19 protein-coding genes are annotated in these 17014 nt (G+C 72.1%); 8 read left to right on the top strand and 11 right to left on the bottom strand.

From position 1 onward, the window contains the following. The first annotated feature begins 132 nt into the window (after positions 1-132). Positions 133-699 carry an NADPH-dependent FMN reductase gene (locus ACGFN2_RS33380; RefSeq protein ID WP_393366522.1) on the top strand — a complete coding sequence of 189 codons (567 nt, stop codon included), beginning with the start codon at positions 133-135 and terminating at the stop codon, positions 697-699. A 42-nt stretch (positions 700-741) separates the two neighbouring features. Here the strand turns inward: ACGFN2_RS33380 and ACGFN2_RS33375 are convergent, their stop codons facing one another. Continuing rightward, complete coding sequence (locus ACGFN2_RS33375; RefSeq protein WP_393366520.1) at positions 742-1341, bottom strand: TetR/AcrR family transcriptional regulator; 600 nt, start codon at positions 1339-1341, stop codon at positions 742-744. Between the two features lie 172 nt (positions 1342-1513). Between ACGFN2_RS33375 and ACGFN2_RS33370 the strand changes: the two genes are divergently transcribed. Then, positions 1514-1927, top strand: a complete 414-nt coding sequence (locus ACGFN2_RS33370; RefSeq protein ID WP_393366518.1) for a VOC family protein — start codon at positions 1514-1516, stop codon at positions 1925-1927. Positions 1928-2179: 252 nt separating this feature from the next. Here ACGFN2_RS33370 and ACGFN2_RS33365 read toward each other — a convergent pair whose 3' ends face one another. The 3 genes from ACGFN2_RS33365 to ACGFN2_RS33355 form a co-directional block, all read right to left on the bottom strand. After that, complete coding sequence (locus ACGFN2_RS33365) at positions 2180-2482, bottom strand: hypothetical protein (protein ID WP_393366516.1); 303 nt, start codon at positions 2480-2482, stop codon at positions 2180-2182. Between the two features lie 145 nt (positions 2483-2627). After that, positions 2628-3458, bottom strand: a complete 831-nt coding sequence (locus tag ACGFN2_RS33360; RefSeq protein WP_393366514.1) for a class I SAM-dependent methyltransferase — start codon at positions 3456-3458, stop codon at positions 2628-2630. A gap of 212 nt (positions 3459-3670) precedes the next feature. Beyond that, positions 3671-4081: a VOC family protein gene (locus ACGFN2_RS33355; protein ID WP_362611254.1), complete on the bottom strand. Its 411-nt coding sequence runs from the start codon at positions 4079-4081 to the stop codon at positions 3671-3673. Between the two features lie 224 nt (positions 4082-4305). On the opposite strand from ACGFN2_RS33355, the gene ACGFN2_RS33350 reads away from it, so the two are divergent. Then, complete coding sequence (locus ACGFN2_RS33350; protein WP_393366550.1) at positions 4306-4908, top strand: TetR/AcrR family transcriptional regulator; 603 nt, start codon at positions 4306-4308, stop codon at positions 4906-4908. 118 nt (positions 4909-5026) lie between these two features. On the opposite strand, the gene ACGFN2_RS33345 is transcribed toward ACGFN2_RS33350, so the two are convergent. From ACGFN2_RS33345 to ACGFN2_RS33335, 3 genes are all read right to left on the bottom strand, one after another. Next, positions 5027-6055, bottom strand: a complete 1029-nt coding sequence (locus ACGFN2_RS33345; RefSeq protein WP_393366512.1) for an aldo/keto reductase — start codon at positions 6053-6055, stop codon at positions 5027-5029. 295 nt (positions 6056-6350) lie between these two features. Next, positions 6351-6677 (bottom strand): winged helix-turn-helix domain-containing protein, encoded by a 327-nt coding sequence (locus tag ACGFN2_RS33340; protein WP_393366510.1) that lies wholly within the window; start codon positions 6675-6677, stop codon positions 6351-6353. Further along, positions 6674-7093, bottom strand: coding sequence for a hypothetical protein (locus tag ACGFN2_RS33335; protein WP_393366508.1), 420 nt, complete (start codon positions 7091-7093; stop codon positions 6674-6676). Before ACGFN2_RS33335 ends, ACGFN2_RS33340 begins: the two co-directional genes overlap by 4 nt. Positions 7094-7538: 445 nt before the next feature. Here ACGFN2_RS33335 and ACGFN2_RS33330 point away from each other — a divergent pair, with 445 nt between their 5' ends. Next, positions 7539-8396 (top strand): putative protein N(5)-glutamine methyltransferase, encoded by an 858-nt coding sequence (locus tag ACGFN2_RS33330; RefSeq protein ID WP_393366506.1) that lies wholly within the window; start codon positions 7539-7541, stop codon positions 8394-8396. Positions 8397-8532: 136 nt separating this feature from the next. After that, positions 8533-9510: a maleylpyruvate isomerase N-terminal domain-containing protein gene (locus tag ACGFN2_RS33325; protein ID WP_393366504.1), complete on the top strand. Its 978-nt coding sequence runs from the start codon at positions 8533-8535 to the stop codon at positions 9508-9510. A gap of 98 nt (positions 9511-9608) precedes the next feature. On the opposite strand, the gene rox is transcribed toward ACGFN2_RS33325, so the two are convergent. Continuing rightward, positions 9609-11033, bottom strand: coding sequence for a rifampin monooxygenase (rox, locus tag ACGFN2_RS33320; RefSeq protein ID WP_393366548.1), 1425 nt, complete (start codon positions 11031-11033; stop codon positions 9609-9611). A gap of 226 nt (positions 11034-11259) precedes the next feature. After that, positions 11260-12114, bottom strand: coding sequence for a GNAT family N-acetyltransferase (locus ACGFN2_RS33315; protein WP_393366502.1), 855 nt, complete (start codon positions 12112-12114; stop codon positions 11260-11262). Positions 12115-12246: 132 nt separating this feature from the next. Between ACGFN2_RS33315 and ACGFN2_RS33310 the strand changes: the two genes are divergently transcribed. The 3 genes from ACGFN2_RS33310 (at position 12247) to ACGFN2_RS33300 (ending at position 13906) form a co-directional block, all read left to right on the top strand. Then, the gene (locus tag ACGFN2_RS33310; RefSeq protein WP_362611269.1) at positions 12247-12693 is read left to right on the top strand and encodes a helix-turn-helix transcriptional regulator; all 447 of its coding nucleotides are present in this window, start codon (positions 12247-12249) and stop codon (positions 12691-12693) included. A 33-nt stretch (positions 12694-12726) separates the two neighbouring features. Then, on the top strand, positions 12727-13374 hold the full coding sequence (locus ACGFN2_RS33305; RefSeq protein ID WP_362611272.1) for a hypothetical protein: 648 nt from the start codon (positions 12727-12729) through the stop codon (positions 13372-13374). Between the two features lie 187 nt (positions 13375-13561). Beyond that, positions 13562-13906, top strand: coding sequence for a DUF2516 family protein (locus ACGFN2_RS33300; RefSeq protein ID WP_362611274.1), 345 nt, complete (start codon positions 13562-13564; stop codon positions 13904-13906). Positions 13907-13949: 43 nt separating this feature from the next. Here ACGFN2_RS33300 and ACGFN2_RS33295 read toward each other — a convergent pair whose 3' ends face one another. Further along, positions 13950-15320: a SpoIIE family protein phosphatase gene (locus ACGFN2_RS33295; protein ID WP_362611277.1), complete on the bottom strand. Its 1371-nt coding sequence runs from the start codon at positions 15318-15320 to the stop codon at positions 13950-13952. A 324-nt stretch (positions 15321-15644) separates the two neighbouring features. After that, the gene (locus tag ACGFN2_RS33290) at positions 15645-16730 is read right to left on the bottom strand and encodes an NlpC/P60 family protein (RefSeq protein WP_362611279.1); all 1086 of its coding nucleotides are present in this window, start codon (positions 16728-16730) and stop codon (positions 15645-15647) included. Positions 16731-17014: the final 284 nt, after the last annotated feature.

The following is a 17014-nucleotide window of genomic DNA, read 5'->3' as shown; positions in this document are numbered from 1 at the left end:
CAGACCCACGGCCCATGGGGCGAGGCACCGGCACACGGCCCACCACGCTTGACCTCAAGCAACCTTGAGGCCCTAGCGTCGGCCCCCGAACGGCACCCCGCCGTTCACCGCCTCGCTCCATGAAGGGCCCGCATGTCCGAGCACCCGTACCGCCTCGCCGTGATCGTCAGCAGCACCCGGGAGGGCCGGTTCGCGCCCGTCATCGCGAACTGGTTCACCCGGCAGACCGAGGGCCACCCGCACATCGACGTCGACGTCATCGACCTGGACGCCGTCCGCCCCTACGAACTCCGTTACGGCAGCGAGGAGTTCGAGACCTACGCCAAGCGCGTCGACGAGGCGGACGCGTTCGTCGTGATCACCCCGGAGTACAACCACTCCTTCCCGGCCCCGCTCAAGCACGCCATCGACCTGCTGCACCGCCAGTGGCAGGCCAAGCCGGTCGGCTTCGTGTCGTACGGCGGGATCTCCGGCGGCCTCCGCGCCGTCGAGCAACTGCGGCTGGTCTTCGCCGAGTTGCACGCCACCACGGTGCGCGAAACGGTGAGCTTCCCGCTCGCCGGCAACCTCTTCGACGACACGGGCCACCTGCACGACCCGGCCCCCGCCGCACAGGCCGCCGACGCCCTGCTCCACCAGCTCACCTGGTGGGCGGTAACCCTCCGCGAGGCCCGCACGACCCGCCCGTACGGCGTCTAGGACCGCAGGACGCCCGCCCCTTCTCATCCTCCGGCCCGGACTCTAGGACGCCCGTTCCTTCTCGCCCTCCGGCCCGATCGCACGGTCGACGAGTGCCGAGATCAACCCCTCGGCCTCCTCGTCCGGCACCACCACCCCGGGCAGCGTCAGCTGCTCCAGCGTCAGCCCCGTCATGGCGAGGTAGATCAGCATCACGCCAGTACGGTCACCCGGCAGCCCGCCCTCCAGGTGGCAGCGGATGTCGTCATGGAGCGTCGCCCGGATGACCCGGGCCAGCTCCGCCCGCAGTTCGGGCCGCCGGGTCGCCTCCAGGCGCAGCTCCAGCATCGCCAGATAGCCGGTGCGGTTCTCGGCCACCCGGCGGTTGATCCACCGCATCAGCTCGGCGACCAGTTCCCGGCTCGGCGGCGCGGCCATCACCGCGGTGACCTCGCCCGGGTCCGGCGCGATGCGCTCGTGTATCCGCGCGGTGGCCTGGCCCAGCAGATCGTCCCGGTCGGCGAAGCAACGGGAGGCGGTGCCCTCCGGCACACCCGCGGCCGCCTCGACGGCCCGGAACGTCAGCCCGCGCGCACCGTCCCGCGCCAGCACCTCGATCGCAGCATCCACCAGCACGGCCCGCCGCTCGGGGTCACGCACCATGTCGCCCACCTCGCTCCATCTCGCAGATCCCCTCTCTCCTGCTCCGGATTCCCGGACTTGCTCCGGCGCCCTCGAAAAACTCCTCCCGAAATTCCCAGCAACCACTACACGTGGAGTACTACAGTTGGAGTTGTTGCGCGCGGGCCGTCCGCCGCCAACGGAGAGGATCACCATGCGCATCGCCAAACTCGGCACCGCCCTGCTCACCGACGACGTCGCCGCCAGCACCCGCTTCTACACCGACCACTTCGGCTTCCGCCCCCTGGCGGAACTGGACTGGTACGCCTCCCTCCACCACCCCCAACACCCGGACTACACCCTGGACTTCGTACAGCGGGGCCACGAGGCCATGCCCGCGGGCTTCCGCACCCAGGAGACCGGCGGCGCCCTGCTCGGCTTCCTCGTGACGGACGCCGCAGCCGAGGAGGCCGCCCTGCGCGCCAAGGGCGTCCCCCTCGCGGAACCCTTGCGGGACGAGCCGTGGGGCCAACGCCGCTTCAACGTCTGGGCCCCCGAGGGCACCCTGATCGAGGTGCTCCAGAACATCGCCCCCGACCCGGAGTGGATGGCCGCCCAGGGCCTATGAACACCAGCGCGCCACACGCATTGTCGGACTCGGCCGCTGCCCCCAGTTGTCGGCTTCCGTGGCCGCACTCAGTTGCCGGCTTCGGTGGTTCGACGAGCGAGGCTTGGCGGCCGGGACGCCCCCTTGGCGACCGGGGGCCGCGGCCACGTGGCCGACCGGGCAAGGGCACGTGCCACTCACCCCCGGCGCCATCCGGCAACGCCTCGGACCCGGCACCCCAACACCAACGGCGGCGCCGCGCGACACAAGGGCTCAGGCCGTTCCCGCGCCCACCCCATCCGCGGCGCCTTCGGCGATCCCGGCCGCTCCAGCATCCCCGGAGGCCCGAGCATCCCCGGCCACCCCGGCGGCCTCCGCCGCACGCTCCGCGCGGGCGGCGGTCAGTGCCCGCTCGAAGCCGTGCTGCGTGGCGTCGCACCACTGCATGAGGTCCCTCAGCACCTCCTGCAGATTCCCGCCCGGGCTCCGCCGCCAGCCCGCTTCGGACAGCCCGTACACCCGCAGCACCTCCTCCGCCCGCGCCACCCGCGCCTCGTCGCTCGCCATCGACGCCATACCGTCCACCTCACCGCTCGTCAGCTCATCACCGGTTGCCGGCCCCGCCCGTTGAACCAGGCCCGGCCCAGGCCCCGTTCGCGCGTCGCGGGTCCGTTCCAATGCAAGCGCATCGGAACGGGCCCGGGCAACCCGAATTCGCCCCTCAGGAGCCCTGCCGCGCCGCCGTCACGACATGCACGTTCATCCCGCACGGAATGCTCCCGTCCGGCAGCGCCATCCCCGCCAGCTCCGCTTCGAAGCGGGCCCGCAGATCCGCCCTGACCGCGACGTCGAGCGGCCCGACGTCGTAGTACGAGCCCACCGTCTGCCAGACCCGTTCCGGCGGACAGGTCAGGTCGATCCGTACGGTCTCCCACTCCGCCGGGCCGAATCCGGCCGGGCCGAAGACCGCGTCGAAGCCCTCGCGGGTCCGCAGTCGGCGGTCCCCGAGCGGCGGAATCCGTTGCGCTGCGGGGGCCGCCTCGAACAGCGGGCGGGCCAGTTGCAGAAACCGCTCGACCGCCCCGCCACCCGCCGCACCGGCCCCCAGCACGGCGGCCAGCGTGCCGCCCGGCTCCAGCACCCGCGCCAACTCCGCCGCGACCCGTTCCGCCTCGCTCATCAGCATCAGCGCCATATGGGACACGCAGCCGTCGAACCGGCCGTTGGGGAAGGGAAGTTGCTGTGCCCGGCCGACGAGGAGCACCGCTCGGCCCACGCCCGGACGGCGACGGGCCAGCGCCAACTCCTCGGCGGAAAGGTCGAGTCCGGCGAGCGCCGGGGGCGCGCCCAATGCCCGCCCGGCGAGAAGTTCCAGCAACAGCCCGTCGCCGCAGCCGAGGTCCAGCACCCGGTCGCACGCCGACACCCGGTCCCGCAGCAGCTCGTAACTGGAACGGCCGTCGGCGGCCCGCCCGTGAGCCATCGCCCGTGCGGTCACTGATGGGTGGGCGGCATGAAAGGTCCGCAGAAAGTCTTCCTGAACCGTCGTCATGCGCCGATCGTAGGAGCCGCGGACAAGGAGGAGCCGGCAGATCGCGTGAGCCCACCCACCCCCGCCGACTCGGCCCGGTCCGCCGAGTCAGCCGGGTCCACCGGTCGCCGCCAGTCGCCGGGGCGGTCGGCACGTGGGGCGCGGGGCATCGTGGCCCGTGGCAGCGACCCCGCCCGCCGCGCGATCGGACTCGCCGAGCGCCGCCCATCGCCTCAGCCCGCCGAAGGTCGCTCCTGGAGTGCCCAGCCGTTGCCGTCGGGGTCGGTGAAGTAGACGAACGAGTTCCATGCCCCGCCGGGGCCGTCGGCCATCGTGCCGTCCTCGACATGCTGCACGGGGCCGGCCGGAACGCCCCGCTCGACCAGTTGCGCACGGGCCGCCTCGATGTCGGAGACCACCAGTTGGAGCCCCTGCAGCGAACCGGGCCGTACCTCCGTGACGCCGCTGCCCGCGCCGATCACGATCGAGCAGCCCGACCCCGGCGGCGTCAGCTGCACGATGCGCGCCTCGTCGCCGATGCGCATGTCGTGATCGACGGCGAAGCCCACCTGCTCGCTGTAGAAGCGCTTCGCCCGTTCCACATCGGTGACCGGAACCGGCACCAGTTCGAGCTTCCAGTCCATGGCGCGCCGTCCTTCCGTACGGGCGACGGCCCGGGAACAGCGGCCGTCGGGACCGGCCTTGTCGTACTGCAAGAAGCCTGTCGCGCTGCAAGAAGTCTAAGGAGTGGCGCGGGAAGGCGCGTCTCCATGGTGCGGAGTGAGTACTCACTCCGCACCATGGAGGCATGACGCCACCCACCTCCCGCAAGCGCGCCCCCGGCATGAGCGTCGAGGAGCGGCGGGCCATGATCGTGGCCGCCGCGCTGCCGCTCGTGGCGGAGTACGGCGCGGCCGTCACCACCAGCCGGATCGCCCGCGCCGCCGGTATCGGGGAAGCCACGATCTTCCGGGCCTTCAAGGACAAGGACGAGGTGCTGGACGCCTGCGTCGCCGAGGCGGTCGACACCGACCATGTGCGGCGCGAACTCGCCTCGGTCTCGCTGGACGAACCGCTCGCCGACCGGCTGGCCCAGGCCGCCGAGGCACTGCGCGCCCATGTGGAGCGCATGGGCACGGTCGTCCGCGCCCTCCACGCCTCGGGGCACCGCCGCCGGGCACGCGGCCCTGGTGCCGGTGTCGGGCCGGACGCCCCCGGGGACGGTGAGGCGCCTCCGCCGGCGGACAGCCGGGCGCAGTCCGTGGCCGCCCTGCGCAACGCCGTCGTCGAGCTGATCGAACCCGACCGGGCTGCCTTCCGCCTGAGCCCCGAGAAGGTCGCCGCCGCCTTTCTGAGCCTGCTCTTCACCCGGCTCCAGACCCCGGTGCCGGACGCCGATGCGCCGCTCACACCCGACGAACTCATCGCCGTACTGCTGCACGGCACCCTCAACGCCCCCGGGAGCGCTTGATGGCCGTGACCCTGAACCACACCATCGCACGGCTCCGGCTTCCGGCTCCGGGGCCGGGCCCCTGGCCCTCCTCCCCCTCGTCACCCGTTACCCGGCACCCGGCGACGCCCGGGCCCCGTCACCCCTCGATGAACGTCATGTTGGCCGCGTCGTAGCGCGTTCCGGCTATTCGGGCCGCGGGGGCGGCGGCGTCGATCGCGGTGAGTTCCTCGGGAGTCAGCTCGATGGCGAGGGCGCCGAGGTTCTCCTCCAGATACTTCTGGCGCCGGGTGCCGGGGATCGGTACGACATCGGCGCCGCGGTGCTGCACCGAGGCCAGGGCGAGCTGTCCGGCGCTGACGCCCTTCTCGGCGGCGAGTTCGTCGAGCTTCTCCACGATGGCGAGGTTCTGCTCCAGGTTGCCGTCGGCGAAGCGTGGCTGGCTGCGGCGTACGTCGGACTCCGGCAGGCCCTCCACCGAGGTGTAGCGCCCGGTCAGGAATCCGCGCCCGAGCGGGCTGAACGGCACCAGGCCGATGCCGAGTTCACGGCACACCGGCGCGATCTTGTCCTCCAGACCGCGGGTCCACAGCGACCACTCGCTCTGCAGCGCGGCGATCGGATGCACCGCGTGGGCCCGGCGGAGGGTCGCCGCACTCGCCTCGGACAGGCCGAGGTGGCGCACCTTGCCGGCCGTGACAAGCTCGGCCATCGCACCGACGGTCTCCTCGATCGGCACCTCGGGGTCGACGCGGTGCTGGTAGTAGAGGTCGATGTGGTCGACCCCGAGGCGGCGCAGCGAGGCCTCGCAGGCCTCGCGTACATAGGCGGCGTCGCCCCGGATCGCGGTCGGCTCACCGAGTCGGTTGGCGAATCCGAACTTCGTCGCCAGCACCACCTCGTCCCGCCGGCCGGCGATGGCCCGGCCGATCAGCTCCTCGTTGTGTCCCGCTCCGTAGAAGTCGGAGGTGTCCAGGAGGCTGACGCCGAGGTCGAGCGCGTGATTGATGGTCGCGGCCGACTGCGCGTCGTCGGACTCGCCGTAGCCGTGGCTCATGCCCATGCAGCCGAGGCCCTGCGCGGAAACCTCCAGGTCACCGAGGTGACGCGTCGGGATCTCGGCCGGGACCCGCGCCCGGGTGTTCGTCGGGTTGCTCGTCGTGGTCATGGCTGCTGCCACCTCTCGGACGTACGGCGGATGGATCGGGGCCCCGGAAGCTGAGCCCAGCGCTCTGGTCCCGGCCGCGAACCACTGAGCCCTGAGCTGCCCCGAGTCGGGTATCCGCAGGACGGCCGGTCGCGGAACCCCGTCCCGGACGGTATGAGTTGGAGCGCTCTCCAAGTCAACAAGCCATCAGTGGGGATTCATCGGGGCGGTGGGCCGACAGGTTCCTCGCGGCGCGCTCGCCCCGATGCGCCCGCCCTCAGTAGCCGCACCCTCCGTCCGCTGCCGTCGACTGCCGTCAGACACCGTCAGCGGCCTCTCCCGCTATGGCCCGTAGCGCCTGGCAGTGTGCGGTGAAGGCGGCGCGGCCGCCGGGCGTCAGGGCGAGCCAGGTTCGTGGGCGCTTGCCGACGTATCCCTTGGTGACGGCGACATAGCCGGCCTTCTCCAGGGTGGTGACCTGCCGGGACAGGACCGAGTCGCTCACCTCGACGGTATCGCGGACGAAGGCGAACTCGGCCTTGTCGGCGGCTGCCAGGGTCGCCACGATGGAGAAGCGGACCGGGGCGTGGATCACCTCGTCCAGCTCATGACGCGGATGTGCCCCGTGACGCGATTCGGTCACCGTCGCGCCTCCACATATCCGCCTATCAGCCCGGGAAGGGCCACCACCACTGCGCCGGGCACCCACCACGACACGGCACCCTCGAACCAGAAGACGCCGGGCAGCAGCACCGCGAGGTAGAGCACCGCCCATGCCGTGATCAGACCGGCGTGCCACCGCCCGAATCCGCGGCGGGACACGCGCTGCCGGGATGCGTAGACCGACAGTGCCACGACGACGGCGACCCAGGAGCCGGTGCCGATCGCCACCCCGTGAGGCCGGCCCAGCAGGCCGATGCACAGCACCATGACCGCGGCCGCGCAGCCGAAGATCACCTGATACCAGACGTACCACTTCGTGCCGTTCCGCACTGTCGAGCCCAGCTCCTTCACCCGGGCCAGTGCGGCCGCCGCGTCCCGTGAGGCGCACTCCGTCATGCCAGTCCCCCCTGACTGATGCTCCGTCGCCGCCGGTTCGTCCGGCGCCGCCGTTCCCCTTCGGGAGTCGTGGAGTCACGCCCCGCGCCGCCCGGCTCGCGTACCGGTCCGTGCGTCGCACTCGGGCGTTCCGAGCCGCCCCCCGACGTCCTTCATTCAGCGTGCCAAGTACTTTCCAATCTGACAAGTACTTTCCAGCCATTGAGGGTTGATGGGGAGTCGCCTGCCGTCCGCACCACGTCCGCCTGCGCGTCGAGGGCCAGGTCAGGTAGTGTGGCGCCCCCAGAAGTGGACGGACCGAGGAGGTGAGACCGATTCCCCGCCAGACCAGGCAGGTGCTCCCGGCTCACGCCCGTGCGGTCCGCCCGATGCAGGTGACCGTCCGGCACACGTGACCCGGGAAGCGCGCTCGGCGCCCCGAAAGGCTCACATGTCGTCATCTCCGATGCGGTCCCACCCATCGCCCCTCTCCCCACCCCTCGCGGCGCCGCTCGCCGCCCCGCACTCCCGCTCCACCGTCATCTCCGCGCTGCGCGCCGCCGGCTGTGTCTTCGCCGAGGACGAGGCGGAGCTGCTCCTCTCCACCGCACGCACGGCGGACGAACTCGCCGCCATGGTGGAGCGGCGCGTCATCGGCCTGCCCCTGGAACAGGTCGTCGGCTGGGCCGAGTTCTGCGGCCTGCGGGTCACCGTCGATCCCGGCGTCTTCGTGCCGCGCCGCCGTACCGAGTTCCTCGTCGGCCAGGCCGTCGGCCTCGGACGCCGGGCCGCCGACCGCACCGGGCGGCCCCCGGTCGCCGTCGACCTGTGCTGCGGATCGGGCGCGGTGGGCGCCGTGCTGGCCGCCGCCCTGGACCCGGTCGAGCTGTACGCGGCGGACATCGAGCCCGCCGCGGTGCGCTGCGCCCGCCGCAATGTCACTCCCGCCGGGGGTGAGGTCCACGAGGGCGACCTGTTCGACGCGCTGCCTACTGGGCTCCGGGGCCGTATCGACGTCCTGGTGGCCAACGTTCCCTATGTACCGAGCGAAGAGGTCGGGCTGCTGCCGCCCGAGGCACGTGAGTACGAACCGCTGGTGGCGCTGGACGGCGGTGCGGACGGGCTCGACGTGCTGCGACGGGTGACCGCGGCGGCGCCGCGATGGCTGGCGCCAGGAGGACATCTGCTGGTCGAGACGAGCGAACGGCAGGCGCAGCGGGCGGTCGAGGCCTTCGCCCGCGAGGGGCTGCTCCCCAGGGTGGCCGAGTCCGAGGAGCTGTACGCCACGGTCATCATCGGGGCCCGGCCGGCAGACGGGCGGTGAGCAGGGCAGCAGCGCGGTAGGTGCCGAGCCCCCGCCGGGCCGGGAAGCCGAGCCGCCGCCGGGCCGGGAGAATGCGCTGGGTCCGGGCCGGGAAAATGCGCTGGGTCCCGGCCCGGCGGCGCTCTACCGTGGCGGCATGCCTTCGCTGAGCTATGCCCGTCACTGTGCCGAAATCGCCGCTCAGACCGAGCTGTTGAGAGCATGCGTCGTGGGCGCCGACCTGGCGGCGCCGGTGCCCACCTGCCCCGGCTGGAACCTCGGCCAGCTGCTGTGGCATCTGGGCGGGGCGCATCGCTGGGCGGAGACGATCGTACGGACCCGGGCGGCGGGGCCGGTCTCCGAGGAACTCGTCAACGAGGTCTCCGGCGCCGCGGGCCAGGACCTCGCCGCGCTCGACGCCTGGCTCGCCGAAGGCGCCGGGCAACTGGCGGACACACTGCGGGCAGCGGGCCCCGACGCGCGGGTGTGGACCGTGGCTCCCGGTGGGACGCCGGCGTTCTGGGCCCGCCGTATGGTGCACGAGACGGTCATCCACCGCGCCGACGCGCTGTTCACGGTGGCCGCGGCCGGGTCGCGCGGTGCGTGCACCGTCTCCGGTGCGGCCGGCGCCCCTGGCCCGGCCACCGCCACCGGTGCTCCCGCCGTGAGCGGCGGCCGCGCTCCGGGCTTCGGCGTCGACCGGGACGTCGCCGTCGACGCCCTCGACGAGTGGATGGACTTCGCCTGCCTGCCGCAGGTCTTCGCGACCACGCCGGGGCTGCGCGGGGTGATGTCCGGCGGTCGCACCCTCCACTTCCACGCCACCGACGCCGCCCCGGAGACCGCCCCGGACTGGCTGATCGGCCTCGGCGGCGACACCCTCACCTGGAGCCGCACGCCCGCCCCGGCCACGGTCGCGGTACGCGCCCCGCTGGCCGAACTCCTGCTGCTCCTCTACGGCCGCCGCTCCACACACGACGCCGGGACGGGCGACGGGAACGGCCGGGACGGCGACAGCCACAACGGCAGCGGCAGCGGCGGCAGCAGCAGCAGGCGCAACGCCATCGAGATCACCGGTGAGGTGCCGCTGCTCGACGCCTGGCTCGACGGCGTCAGCTTCTGGCTCAAGGAGTAGGCCCCAATAGCGAGCGCCTTGGTGAGCGCCCCACCCCGGCGGCCATACCGCCTCCCCGGCGCGCCCCTCTCGCCCTCGTCGGCCCCGCCCGCCCCTACTCAGCCGGCCGCCGCCCCGAACCACCTCCGCAGCGGGCCGAGCAGATCCTCCTGCGCCTCACCGGCCCACGCCACATGACCGTCCGGGCGCAACAGGACCGCGGGCACGTCCAGTTCCCCGCTCCCGTCGACGATGTGGTCGATCCGGTCCTCCCAGCCCGCCACCGAGAGCAGCCCGGTGCGGTCGAGCAGCAGGCCGCGGCCGCCGTGCAGCAGCTCGTAGAGGCGCCCCCGCTTCAGCTGCACGTCCCGCAGCCGGCGACCGAGCAGGTCATGGCCCTCGCCGAGGTCGTAGCGGACCCCGACCGCGGTGATCATCTCGGTGACGTACCGGTTCACCTCCTCGAAGTCCATCAGCTTCGTGAGCAGCCCCCGCAGTGCCGTCGGCCCCGGTTCGGAGCCCAGCAGTGTGATCTGCGCCCGGGTGTTCTCCAGTACGCGGGCGCCCACCGGGTGCCGTTCGGTCTGGTAGCTGTCCAGCAGCCCGTCCGGTGCCCAGCCGTTGACCTCTGCGGCCAGCTTCCAGCCGAGGTTGAACGCGTCCTGGATACCGAGGTTGAGCCCCTGCCCGCCCGTAGGCGGGTGGATGTGCGCCGCGTCGCCGGCCAGCAGGACCCGGCCGACCCGGTAGCGCTCGGCCTGCCGGGTGGCGTCACCGAACCGGGAGAGCCAGCGCGGCGAGTGCACACCGAAGTCGGTGCCCGCGTAGGCCCGCAGCTGCTGCCTGAACTCGTCGAGGGTCGGGGCCGCACGGTCCTCGGACACCCCCGCGGCGGGCACGATGACGCGGCTCACGCCGTTTTTCACGGGGGCGACACCGAACCGCAGTTGGGTCTTGCGGACCTCCTCGACGACGGCGGCGACGGTCTCCGGGTCCTCGGCCACCTCCATCTCGCCCAGCAGCGTCTCGACCGTGGCGGGTTCACCGGGGAAGGCGACGCCGAGCCGCTTGCGCACCGTGCTGCGGCCGCCGTCGCAGCCGACCAGGTAGCGCGCACGCATGCGCGTGCCGTCCGTGGTCTCGACGGTCACCCCGTCCTCGTCCTGGCTCAGTCCGGCCACCTCGCAGCCGCGCCGGATCTCGGCACCGAGTTCGAGGGCGCGCTCGTTGAGCAGCCGCTCCGTGACCGGCTGCGGGGTGGCGAGACCGTACGGGTGCGCCGTGTCCAGCCGCTCCGGCCACGGCTTCATGATGCCGCCGAAGAGACCGCCGACCCGGAACTTCTCACTGACCGCGAGGAACCGGTCCAGCAGGCCGCGCTGGTCCATCATCTCGACGCTGCGTGCGTGCAGGCCCTGCCCGCGGGACTCCCCGGTCGGCTCGGTGAGCTTCTCCAGGACGACCACCTGGACTCCGGCCAGCCGCAGCTCGGCGGCGAGCATCAAGCCGGTCGGTCCCCCGCCGACGACGATCACATCGATCATCACAACCCCCATTTCCGCAGGTCCTTGCTTCGGCGGGCGATTCTGCGGCATGCAGGGGGCCTTGCCGCAAGGCCCCCTGTGAGCTATACCTTGAGAGTGGCAAGGAGTCGTTGACCTCCTTGCCTTTGTTTTTTGCCGTCCGCTGTGGACGGACGGCCCTCTCCTCCCGAAGCGGCGGCGCGCGGTGGGCCTTGCGGTGCCACGGAAGCGGGCTACGCCCCTGCCCTCAGAAGTCGTACACGGCGAAGTCGGTGACGGGGACGTAACCGAGGCGCTGGTAGAGGGCGTTGCTGGTGGCGTTGGCGGGGTCGGCGAACAGCACGACGTCCGTCGCACCCGCGGCCAGCGCGGCCCGGCTCACCTCGACCGTCACGGCGCCCGCGTAGCCGCGCCCCCGGAGGCGCGCCGGGGTGTAGACGGGGTCCACCCGGACCATGCCGGCGATCATCGAGGTCACGGCCGCCATGGAGACGGGAGTGCCGTCCGGGGTCTCCCAGAACGTGAAGTGCTTGTCGGCGAAGCGGGAGCCGGCCCAGGAGCCGGCGTCCACGGCGGGGATCTCTCCGACGGTGTCGGTGAACTCGCCGCACCAGCGCACGATGTGCTCGTGGTCCGGCCCGCCCGCGACGCGGCCCCGGCCCTCCGGGGCCGGCTCCTGCGGGGTGAGCGTGCCGAGACGGTACAGACGAATCCGCTTGCTGAGCACCGGCTCCGCCCCGGTGTGGCGCTGCCAGGCCTCGGCGAAGGCCGTGGCGGTGTCGTGGTCCGCGCTGACGTAGGGGAGGACGTGTCCGAGGGCGGCCAGGTGGGCGGCGAGGGTGTCGGCGTGCTCGGGGGTGAGCGCGGTGACGCTCAGGCCGCGGGACGGAAGGTGGTGGAAGGCGGCGTGGACCGTGCCCGCCCGCTCCAGCCGGCCGAGGACGGTGGCTCCGGCGCCGTACGCGTCCGCCCCGTCGGTGCGCAGTTTCTCCAGCACCGTCAGCGGCATGGTGTGCAGGTCGGGGCGCGAGCGCAGGAAGTCTCCGGCGCGGGCGAGGAAGTCGTCGGGGTCTTCGGTGAGGTACCAGTCGTCCGGGCGCATGCTTCAGGGTTGCCCGCGCCGGGGGTGTGCCCGGTGCTTTTCCGCCAGGGTGAGCGGCCTCGCCCCACCCGGCCGGCGCACTATTGCTAGCGCTTGCTTGCAATAGTTAGCACTCCGAGGCACCATCGAGGCATGGCATCACTCAACGTCGGCAATCTCGGCGAGTTCCTGCGGGAGCAGCGGCGCACCGCGCAGCTGAGCCTCCGGCAGCTCGCGGATGCCGCCGGGGTGTCCAACCCGTACCTCAGCCAGATCGAGCGCGGCTTGCGCAAGCCGAGCGCGGAGATCCTGCAGCAGCTCGCCAAGGCGCTGCGGATATCCGCGGAGACGCTGTATGTCCAGGCCGGGATTCTGGACGAGCGGCAGGGTCTGGACGGGGTCGAGGTGCAGACCGCGATACTCACCGACCCGGCGCTGAACGAGCGGCAGAAGCAGGTCCTGCTGCAGATCTACGAGTCCTTCCGCAAGGAGAACGGGCTCGGGAACGGCGGCAAGGACGCCGCTGCGAGCGGACACGAGGACGGGCGCGGCACGGACTCCCTCGAGACAGAGGCCGACGGCGGCCCGCACGCCACCTGAGCAACCGATTTCGTTTCCAGGAGGAACAACGTCATGGCCATCAACACCGATGACCTCCGCAAGGCCCTGACCGACGCGACCCCGCTGTACGCCCTGGCCGGCACCGTCGACCTGGCTGCCGAGAAGCTCGGCGAGGTCCCGCAGTTCGTCGAGAAGATCCGGAGCGAGGCGCCCAAGCGCTTCGACTCCGTCCGCAGCACCGACCCCAAGGACGTCCAGGCCCTGGTCAGCAAGCAGGCCAAGGACGCGCAGGAGAAGCTCTCCGAGCTGCTGGGGTCGCTGGACGGCGACATCAAGAAGGTCCGTGACCAGGCCCAGGAGCTGGCGCTGCAGGGCGTGGGCCGGGCCGCCGAGGCCGTCGTCCGGGCCCGTGAGGGCTACGAGGAGCTGGCCGAGCGCGGCCGGGGCGCCGTGGCGACCTGGCGTGGCGAGGCCGCCGACCAGGTCGAGGACCTCGCGGTGGCGATCGAGCCGGAGCCGGTGCGCAAGCCCGCCCAGAAGCCGGCGCAGAAGCCGGCCGCCAAGAGCGGCGCGAAGCCCCAGGCCACCAACGGGACCAAGGCGGAGACCAAGGCCACCCCGTCGACGCAGCCCAAGCCGGCCGCGCCGAAGAAGCCGGTGGCGCAGCGCAAGCCGGCGCCGGCCCCGGCGAAGAAGAGCACCCCGCCGTCCGCCAAGTGACCGCGGAACGCCGGAGGTAGGCGGGCTGTGAGCTCGCTCATAGGGCGCCAGGGGCGCCGATTGACCGCACGGGCCGGGCACACTTCAGGTGCCCGGCCCGTTGTCCGGGTACGGTGGGGCCGCACGGGCGGCTGACGGCCGCGGCAGGGACCGAGACGACACAACGGGCGAACGGGCGGTGCAAGGCGTGCTGATTTACGGGTTCCAGAGCGTTCTGAGCTGGGTGCAGCTCGCCCTGGGCGTCTATGCCGCGGTGATGCTGATCGATGCGGCGGTGCGGCGTGAGGACGCCTACCGTGCCGCGAGCAAGCAGACCAAGGGCATGTGGCTGATCTTCCTCGCCCTGGCCACGGCGCTGCTGTTCATTCTGCCGATCATGTCGTTCCTGCCGGTCATCGGCATGATCGCGGTGATCGTCTACACCGTTGACGTCCGGCCCGCGCTCCGCGGGGTCACCGGTGGCGGCCGCGGCCCGCGCCGCGGCGGCTCCAGCTCGGACGGGCCGTACGGGCCCTACAACGGCGGGCGCTGACCCGCACGGGGCTCCCCCGCCCCCCCCGAGGCCCGCGGCTCCGTTACCGCCGGTCCAGCAGCAGCACGGCGACGTCGTCCGTCAGCTCGCCGCCGTTCAGATCGCGGGCCTCCCGGACCGACGCCTCCAGCAGCTCCTCCCCGCTGAGACCCGCCGCCATCTGCCGGCTGACCAGCTCGGTCATGCCTTCCTGGCCGAGGCGCTGGTTGCCCTGGCCGATGCGGCCCTCGATCAGGCCGTCGGTGTACATCATCAGGCTCCAGGAGCCGCCCAGCTCGACCTGCCGGCGCGGCCAGCGGGCGTGCGGGAGCAGGCCCAGCGCCGGGCCGCCGAACTCGTACGGCAGCAGCGCGGGGCGCTCGCCGGCCCGGGCCAGCAGCGGTGCGGGGTGGCCGGCCAGGCACAGCCCGGCGCGGCGGCCGTCCGCGGAGATGTCGACGGTGCACAGCGTCGCGAAGATCTCGTCGTCGGCGCGCTCGTGCTCCAGCACCTTCTGGAGGGTGGCGAGCAGCTCGTCGCCGCAGAGCCCGGCGAAGGTCAGCGCGCGCCAGGCGATCCGCAGCTCGACGCCGAGGGCGGCCTCGTCGGGGCCGTGGCCGCAGACGTCGCCGATCATCGCGTGCACGGTGCCGTCCGGGGTGCGGACGGTGTCGTAGAAGTCGCCGCCGAGCAGCGCGCGGCTGCGGCCGGGGCGGTAGCAGGCGGCGAAGCGGAGGTCGGAGCCGTCGAGCAGCGGCGTGGGCAGCAGGCCGCGCTCCAGGCGGGCGTTCTCCTGGGCGAGCATCCGCGACTCGGTCAGCTGGCGCTGGGCGAGGTCGGCGCGTTTGCGCTCCACGGCGTAGCGGACCGCGCGGCTGAGGACCGCGCCGTCCAGCTCGTCGCGGAAGAGGTAGTCCTGGGCGCCGACGCGCACGGCGTCGGCGGCGCGCTCGGCGTCCGTCTCGGAGGTGAGCACGAGGACGGCGTGCGAGGTCGCCATGCGCAGCACGTCACGCAGCATGCCCAGCTCGTCGCCGGGCGCGCCGGTCCCGTCGGTGTCACGGTCGGCGGTGCGCTGCGCCGGGGGCAGGTCGAGCAGGATGCAGTGCACGTCGTCGGTGAGCAGCCGCTCGGCCTCGGTGAGGTTGCGGGCGGTCCGCAGGCGCACCTTGCGGCCGGCCCAGTCCCACATCTCGGGGACATGGCTGTTGGGGTTCTCGCCGATGAGGAGCAGGGTCAGGCCCTGGTGCAGGGGGCCACGGTCGGCCGGAACTCGCTCCTCGGCCGGCTCCTGGCCGGCACCGGTGCTCCGGGCCGCCGCGTCTCCCGCGCCCGGCGCGTCGGCGACCCGCGCGGTGTCCGCGCAGGCGTCGTCCGCCGGTCCTGCCTGGTGCGGCAGCACGACCGTCCGCTGGTGCGGTACGGGTACGGGCATCGATCTGCTTCCTTCCCTCCCCCCGAGGGGCGCAATGGGCACCGACCGGCGCACCACCGTGCCCGGCTCCCTCTTGGCTCGTCGGTCAAATGAGTGAGGCGTACACCGGGCACTGACAGGCGACCATAGCGTCAGTACGGAGAGGTATGGAATGCCCGGCGGCAATCGGCCATCGTCATATGCCGGGGCCGATAAGCCATTTGACCTGGGGAGGGCGGAATGCGGAATGACGAACATCACCCCGCTTGAGTGCATTCAGCTACGCCACGACAACCCTCAGACAGCAAGCAATCCGGTCGTTATCCGTCCGTGTGATGCGCGCCATCACCGTCCGCCCGCGCGATCGGGGCGTACGACACCGAGGATCGGCATCGATCCGGCGCCGGTGATCGTCACCTGCCGGCCGGGGCGCGGTGCGTGCACAAGTGCGCCATTACCGAGGTACATCCCGACATGGCTGGCGTCCGAGAAATAAATGATCAGATCGCCCGGCCGCATATCCTTCAGGGCGACCCGGGGCAGCTGCCGCCACTGCTCCTGCGAGGTGCGCGGAATCGTGTGGCCACCGGCCTGCCAGGCCCGCAGCGTCAGCCCGGAGCAGTCGAAGGTGTCCGGCCCCTCGGCGCCCCACACGTAATCCTTGCCGAGCTGGGCGGTGGCGAAGGAAATCGCCTTCTTGCCGGCCGCCGACGCTTTGTTGCTGATGTCATTCAGCACGCCGGAGTCGAGCCACTTCTGCTGCCGCTTGAAGGCCTGCTCGTCCTCCAGCTTCTTCAGCCGGTCCTTTTCCTTGACGGCCAGCCGGGATTCCAGCTGCTTTGCCTCGTCGATCTTTTTCTTGATGTCCCGACGGGCGCTTTCCTTCTTCTTGCGGTGCGCCTCCAGCTGCTCCCAGCGGTCCGTCGCGGAGTCCGAATACCGCTCCAAGTCACCCTTCAGGAGCGCGAGTTGGTGTATCACGCGCTTGGCGGCCAGCTGCCCCTTGCGGGCCAGGGTGGCATTGTCGAGAAAGCCCTCCGGGTCGGCGTCGAGCATGAGCTTCGCCTCGGAGGGCAGCCCGCCGCCGCGGTACTGGGCACTGGCCAGTGAACCCGCCTGCCGCTTGAGGGCGGTCAGCTTGCGCTGGGTGCTGTCGATGCTGCGCGCCAGCCGGACGATCTCCTTCTGCTGGAGTTCGACCTGCTCCTCGGCTGCATTGTAGGCGTCGGTGGCCTGCTCGGCCTTGCGGTAGAGGCCCTCGATCTTCTTGCGGATGTCGTCGAGACGGCGGGCGTCGGCGTCCGCGGCGGCCGCCGCCTCCCCGGCCCGCCGTGCGTCGGCCGCGGGGTTCTTCGGGTCATCGGCGTAGGCGGCCGTCGCCGTGCCGCCGAGCAGCCCCGTGACGCACAGCACGACGGCGGTGCACGCCACCAGCCGGCCGCCCCTCACCCCGCGTGACCCCCGCATGCCCCGTACGTCCCGAACGCCCTGCTGTGCCCCCTGGCTCCCCACCAGCCACCTCCGGTCGTTCCGCGCCGATTCGCCTTCTCTCAGGCGCGGATGCTGCCATACCGACTGGTAATTCAACAGGGTGACGGGCCGTTTCGCACCAGTCGGTGAGCAGTTATCCCCCCGCACCCAGCCGATGGCCGAGGTTCACCCTGCGTTCACTCCGCTCCATCGGCCGCTTCACCTGATCTACCTAATTTCAGCCG

Origin of the sequence: Streptomyces sp. NPDC048612 (assembly GCF_043199295.1) — a bacterium.
GTDB lineage: Bacteria > Actinomycetota > Actinomycetes > Streptomycetales > Streptomycetaceae > Streptomyces.
Note: the sequence above shows the minus strand (reverse complement) of the source record. Positions and strands in the feature narration are given on the sequence as shown.

Bases quoted from the DNA above. Each gene is read 5' to 3' on its own strand.
- ACGFN2_RS33380 (WP_393366522.1), top strand. From the start codon at position 133: ATGTCCGAGCACCCGTACCGCCTCGCCGTGATCGTCAGCAGCACCCGG.
- ACGFN2_RS33375 (WP_393366520.1), bottom strand. From the start codon at position 1,341: ATGGTGCGTGACCCCGAGCGGCGGGCCGTGCTGGTGGATGCTGCGATC.
- ACGFN2_RS33370 (WP_393366518.1), top strand. From the start codon at position 1,514: ATGCGCATCGCCAAACTCGGCACCGCCCTGCTCACCGACGACGTCGCC.
- ACGFN2_RS33365 (WP_393366516.1), bottom strand. From the start codon at position 2,482: ATGGCGTCGATGGCGAGCGACGAGGCGCGGGTGGCGCGGGCGGAGGAG.
- ACGFN2_RS33360 (WP_393366514.1), bottom strand. From the start codon at position 3,458: ATGACGACGGTTCAGGAAGACTTTCTGCGGACCTTTCATGCCGCCCAC.
- ACGFN2_RS33355 (WP_362611254.1), bottom strand. From the start codon at position 4,081: ATGGACTGGAAGCTCGAACTGGTGCCGGTTCCGGTCACCGATGTGGAA.
- ACGFN2_RS33350 (WP_393366550.1), top strand. From the start codon at position 4,306: ATGATCGTGGCCGCCGCGCTGCCGCTCGTGGCGGAGTACGGCGCGGCC.
- ACGFN2_RS33345 (WP_393366512.1), bottom strand. From the start codon at position 6,055: ATGACCACGACGAGCAACCCGACGAACACCCGGGCGCGGGTCCCGGCC.
- ACGFN2_RS33335 (WP_393366508.1), bottom strand. From the start codon at position 7,093: ATGACGGAGTGCGCCTCACGGGACGCGGCGGCCGCACTGGCCCGGGTG.
- ACGFN2_RS33330 (WP_393366506.1), top strand. From the start codon at position 7,539: ATGCGGTCCCACCCATCGCCCCTCTCCCCACCCCTCGCGGCGCCGCTC.
- ACGFN2_RS33325 (WP_393366504.1), top strand. From the start codon at position 8,533: ATGCCTTCGCTGAGCTATGCCCGTCACTGTGCCGAAATCGCCGCTCAG.
- rox (WP_393366548.1), bottom strand. From the start codon at position 11,033: ATGATCGATGTGATCGTCGTCGGCGGGGGACCGACCGGCTTGATGCTC.
- ACGFN2_RS33315 (WP_393366502.1), bottom strand. From the start codon at position 12,114: ATGCGCCCGGACGACTGGTACCTCACCGAAGACCCCGACGACTTCCTC.
- ACGFN2_RS33310 (WP_362611269.1), top strand. From the start codon at position 12,247: ATGGCATCACTCAACGTCGGCAATCTCGGCGAGTTCCTGCGGGAGCAG.
- ACGFN2_RS33305 (WP_362611272.1), top strand. From the start codon at position 12,727: ATGGCCATCAACACCGATGACCTCCGCAAGGCCCTGACCGACGCGACC.
- ACGFN2_RS33295 (WP_362611277.1), bottom strand. From the start codon at position 15,320: ATGCCCGTACCCGTACCGCACCAGCGGACGGTCGTGCTGCCGCACCAG.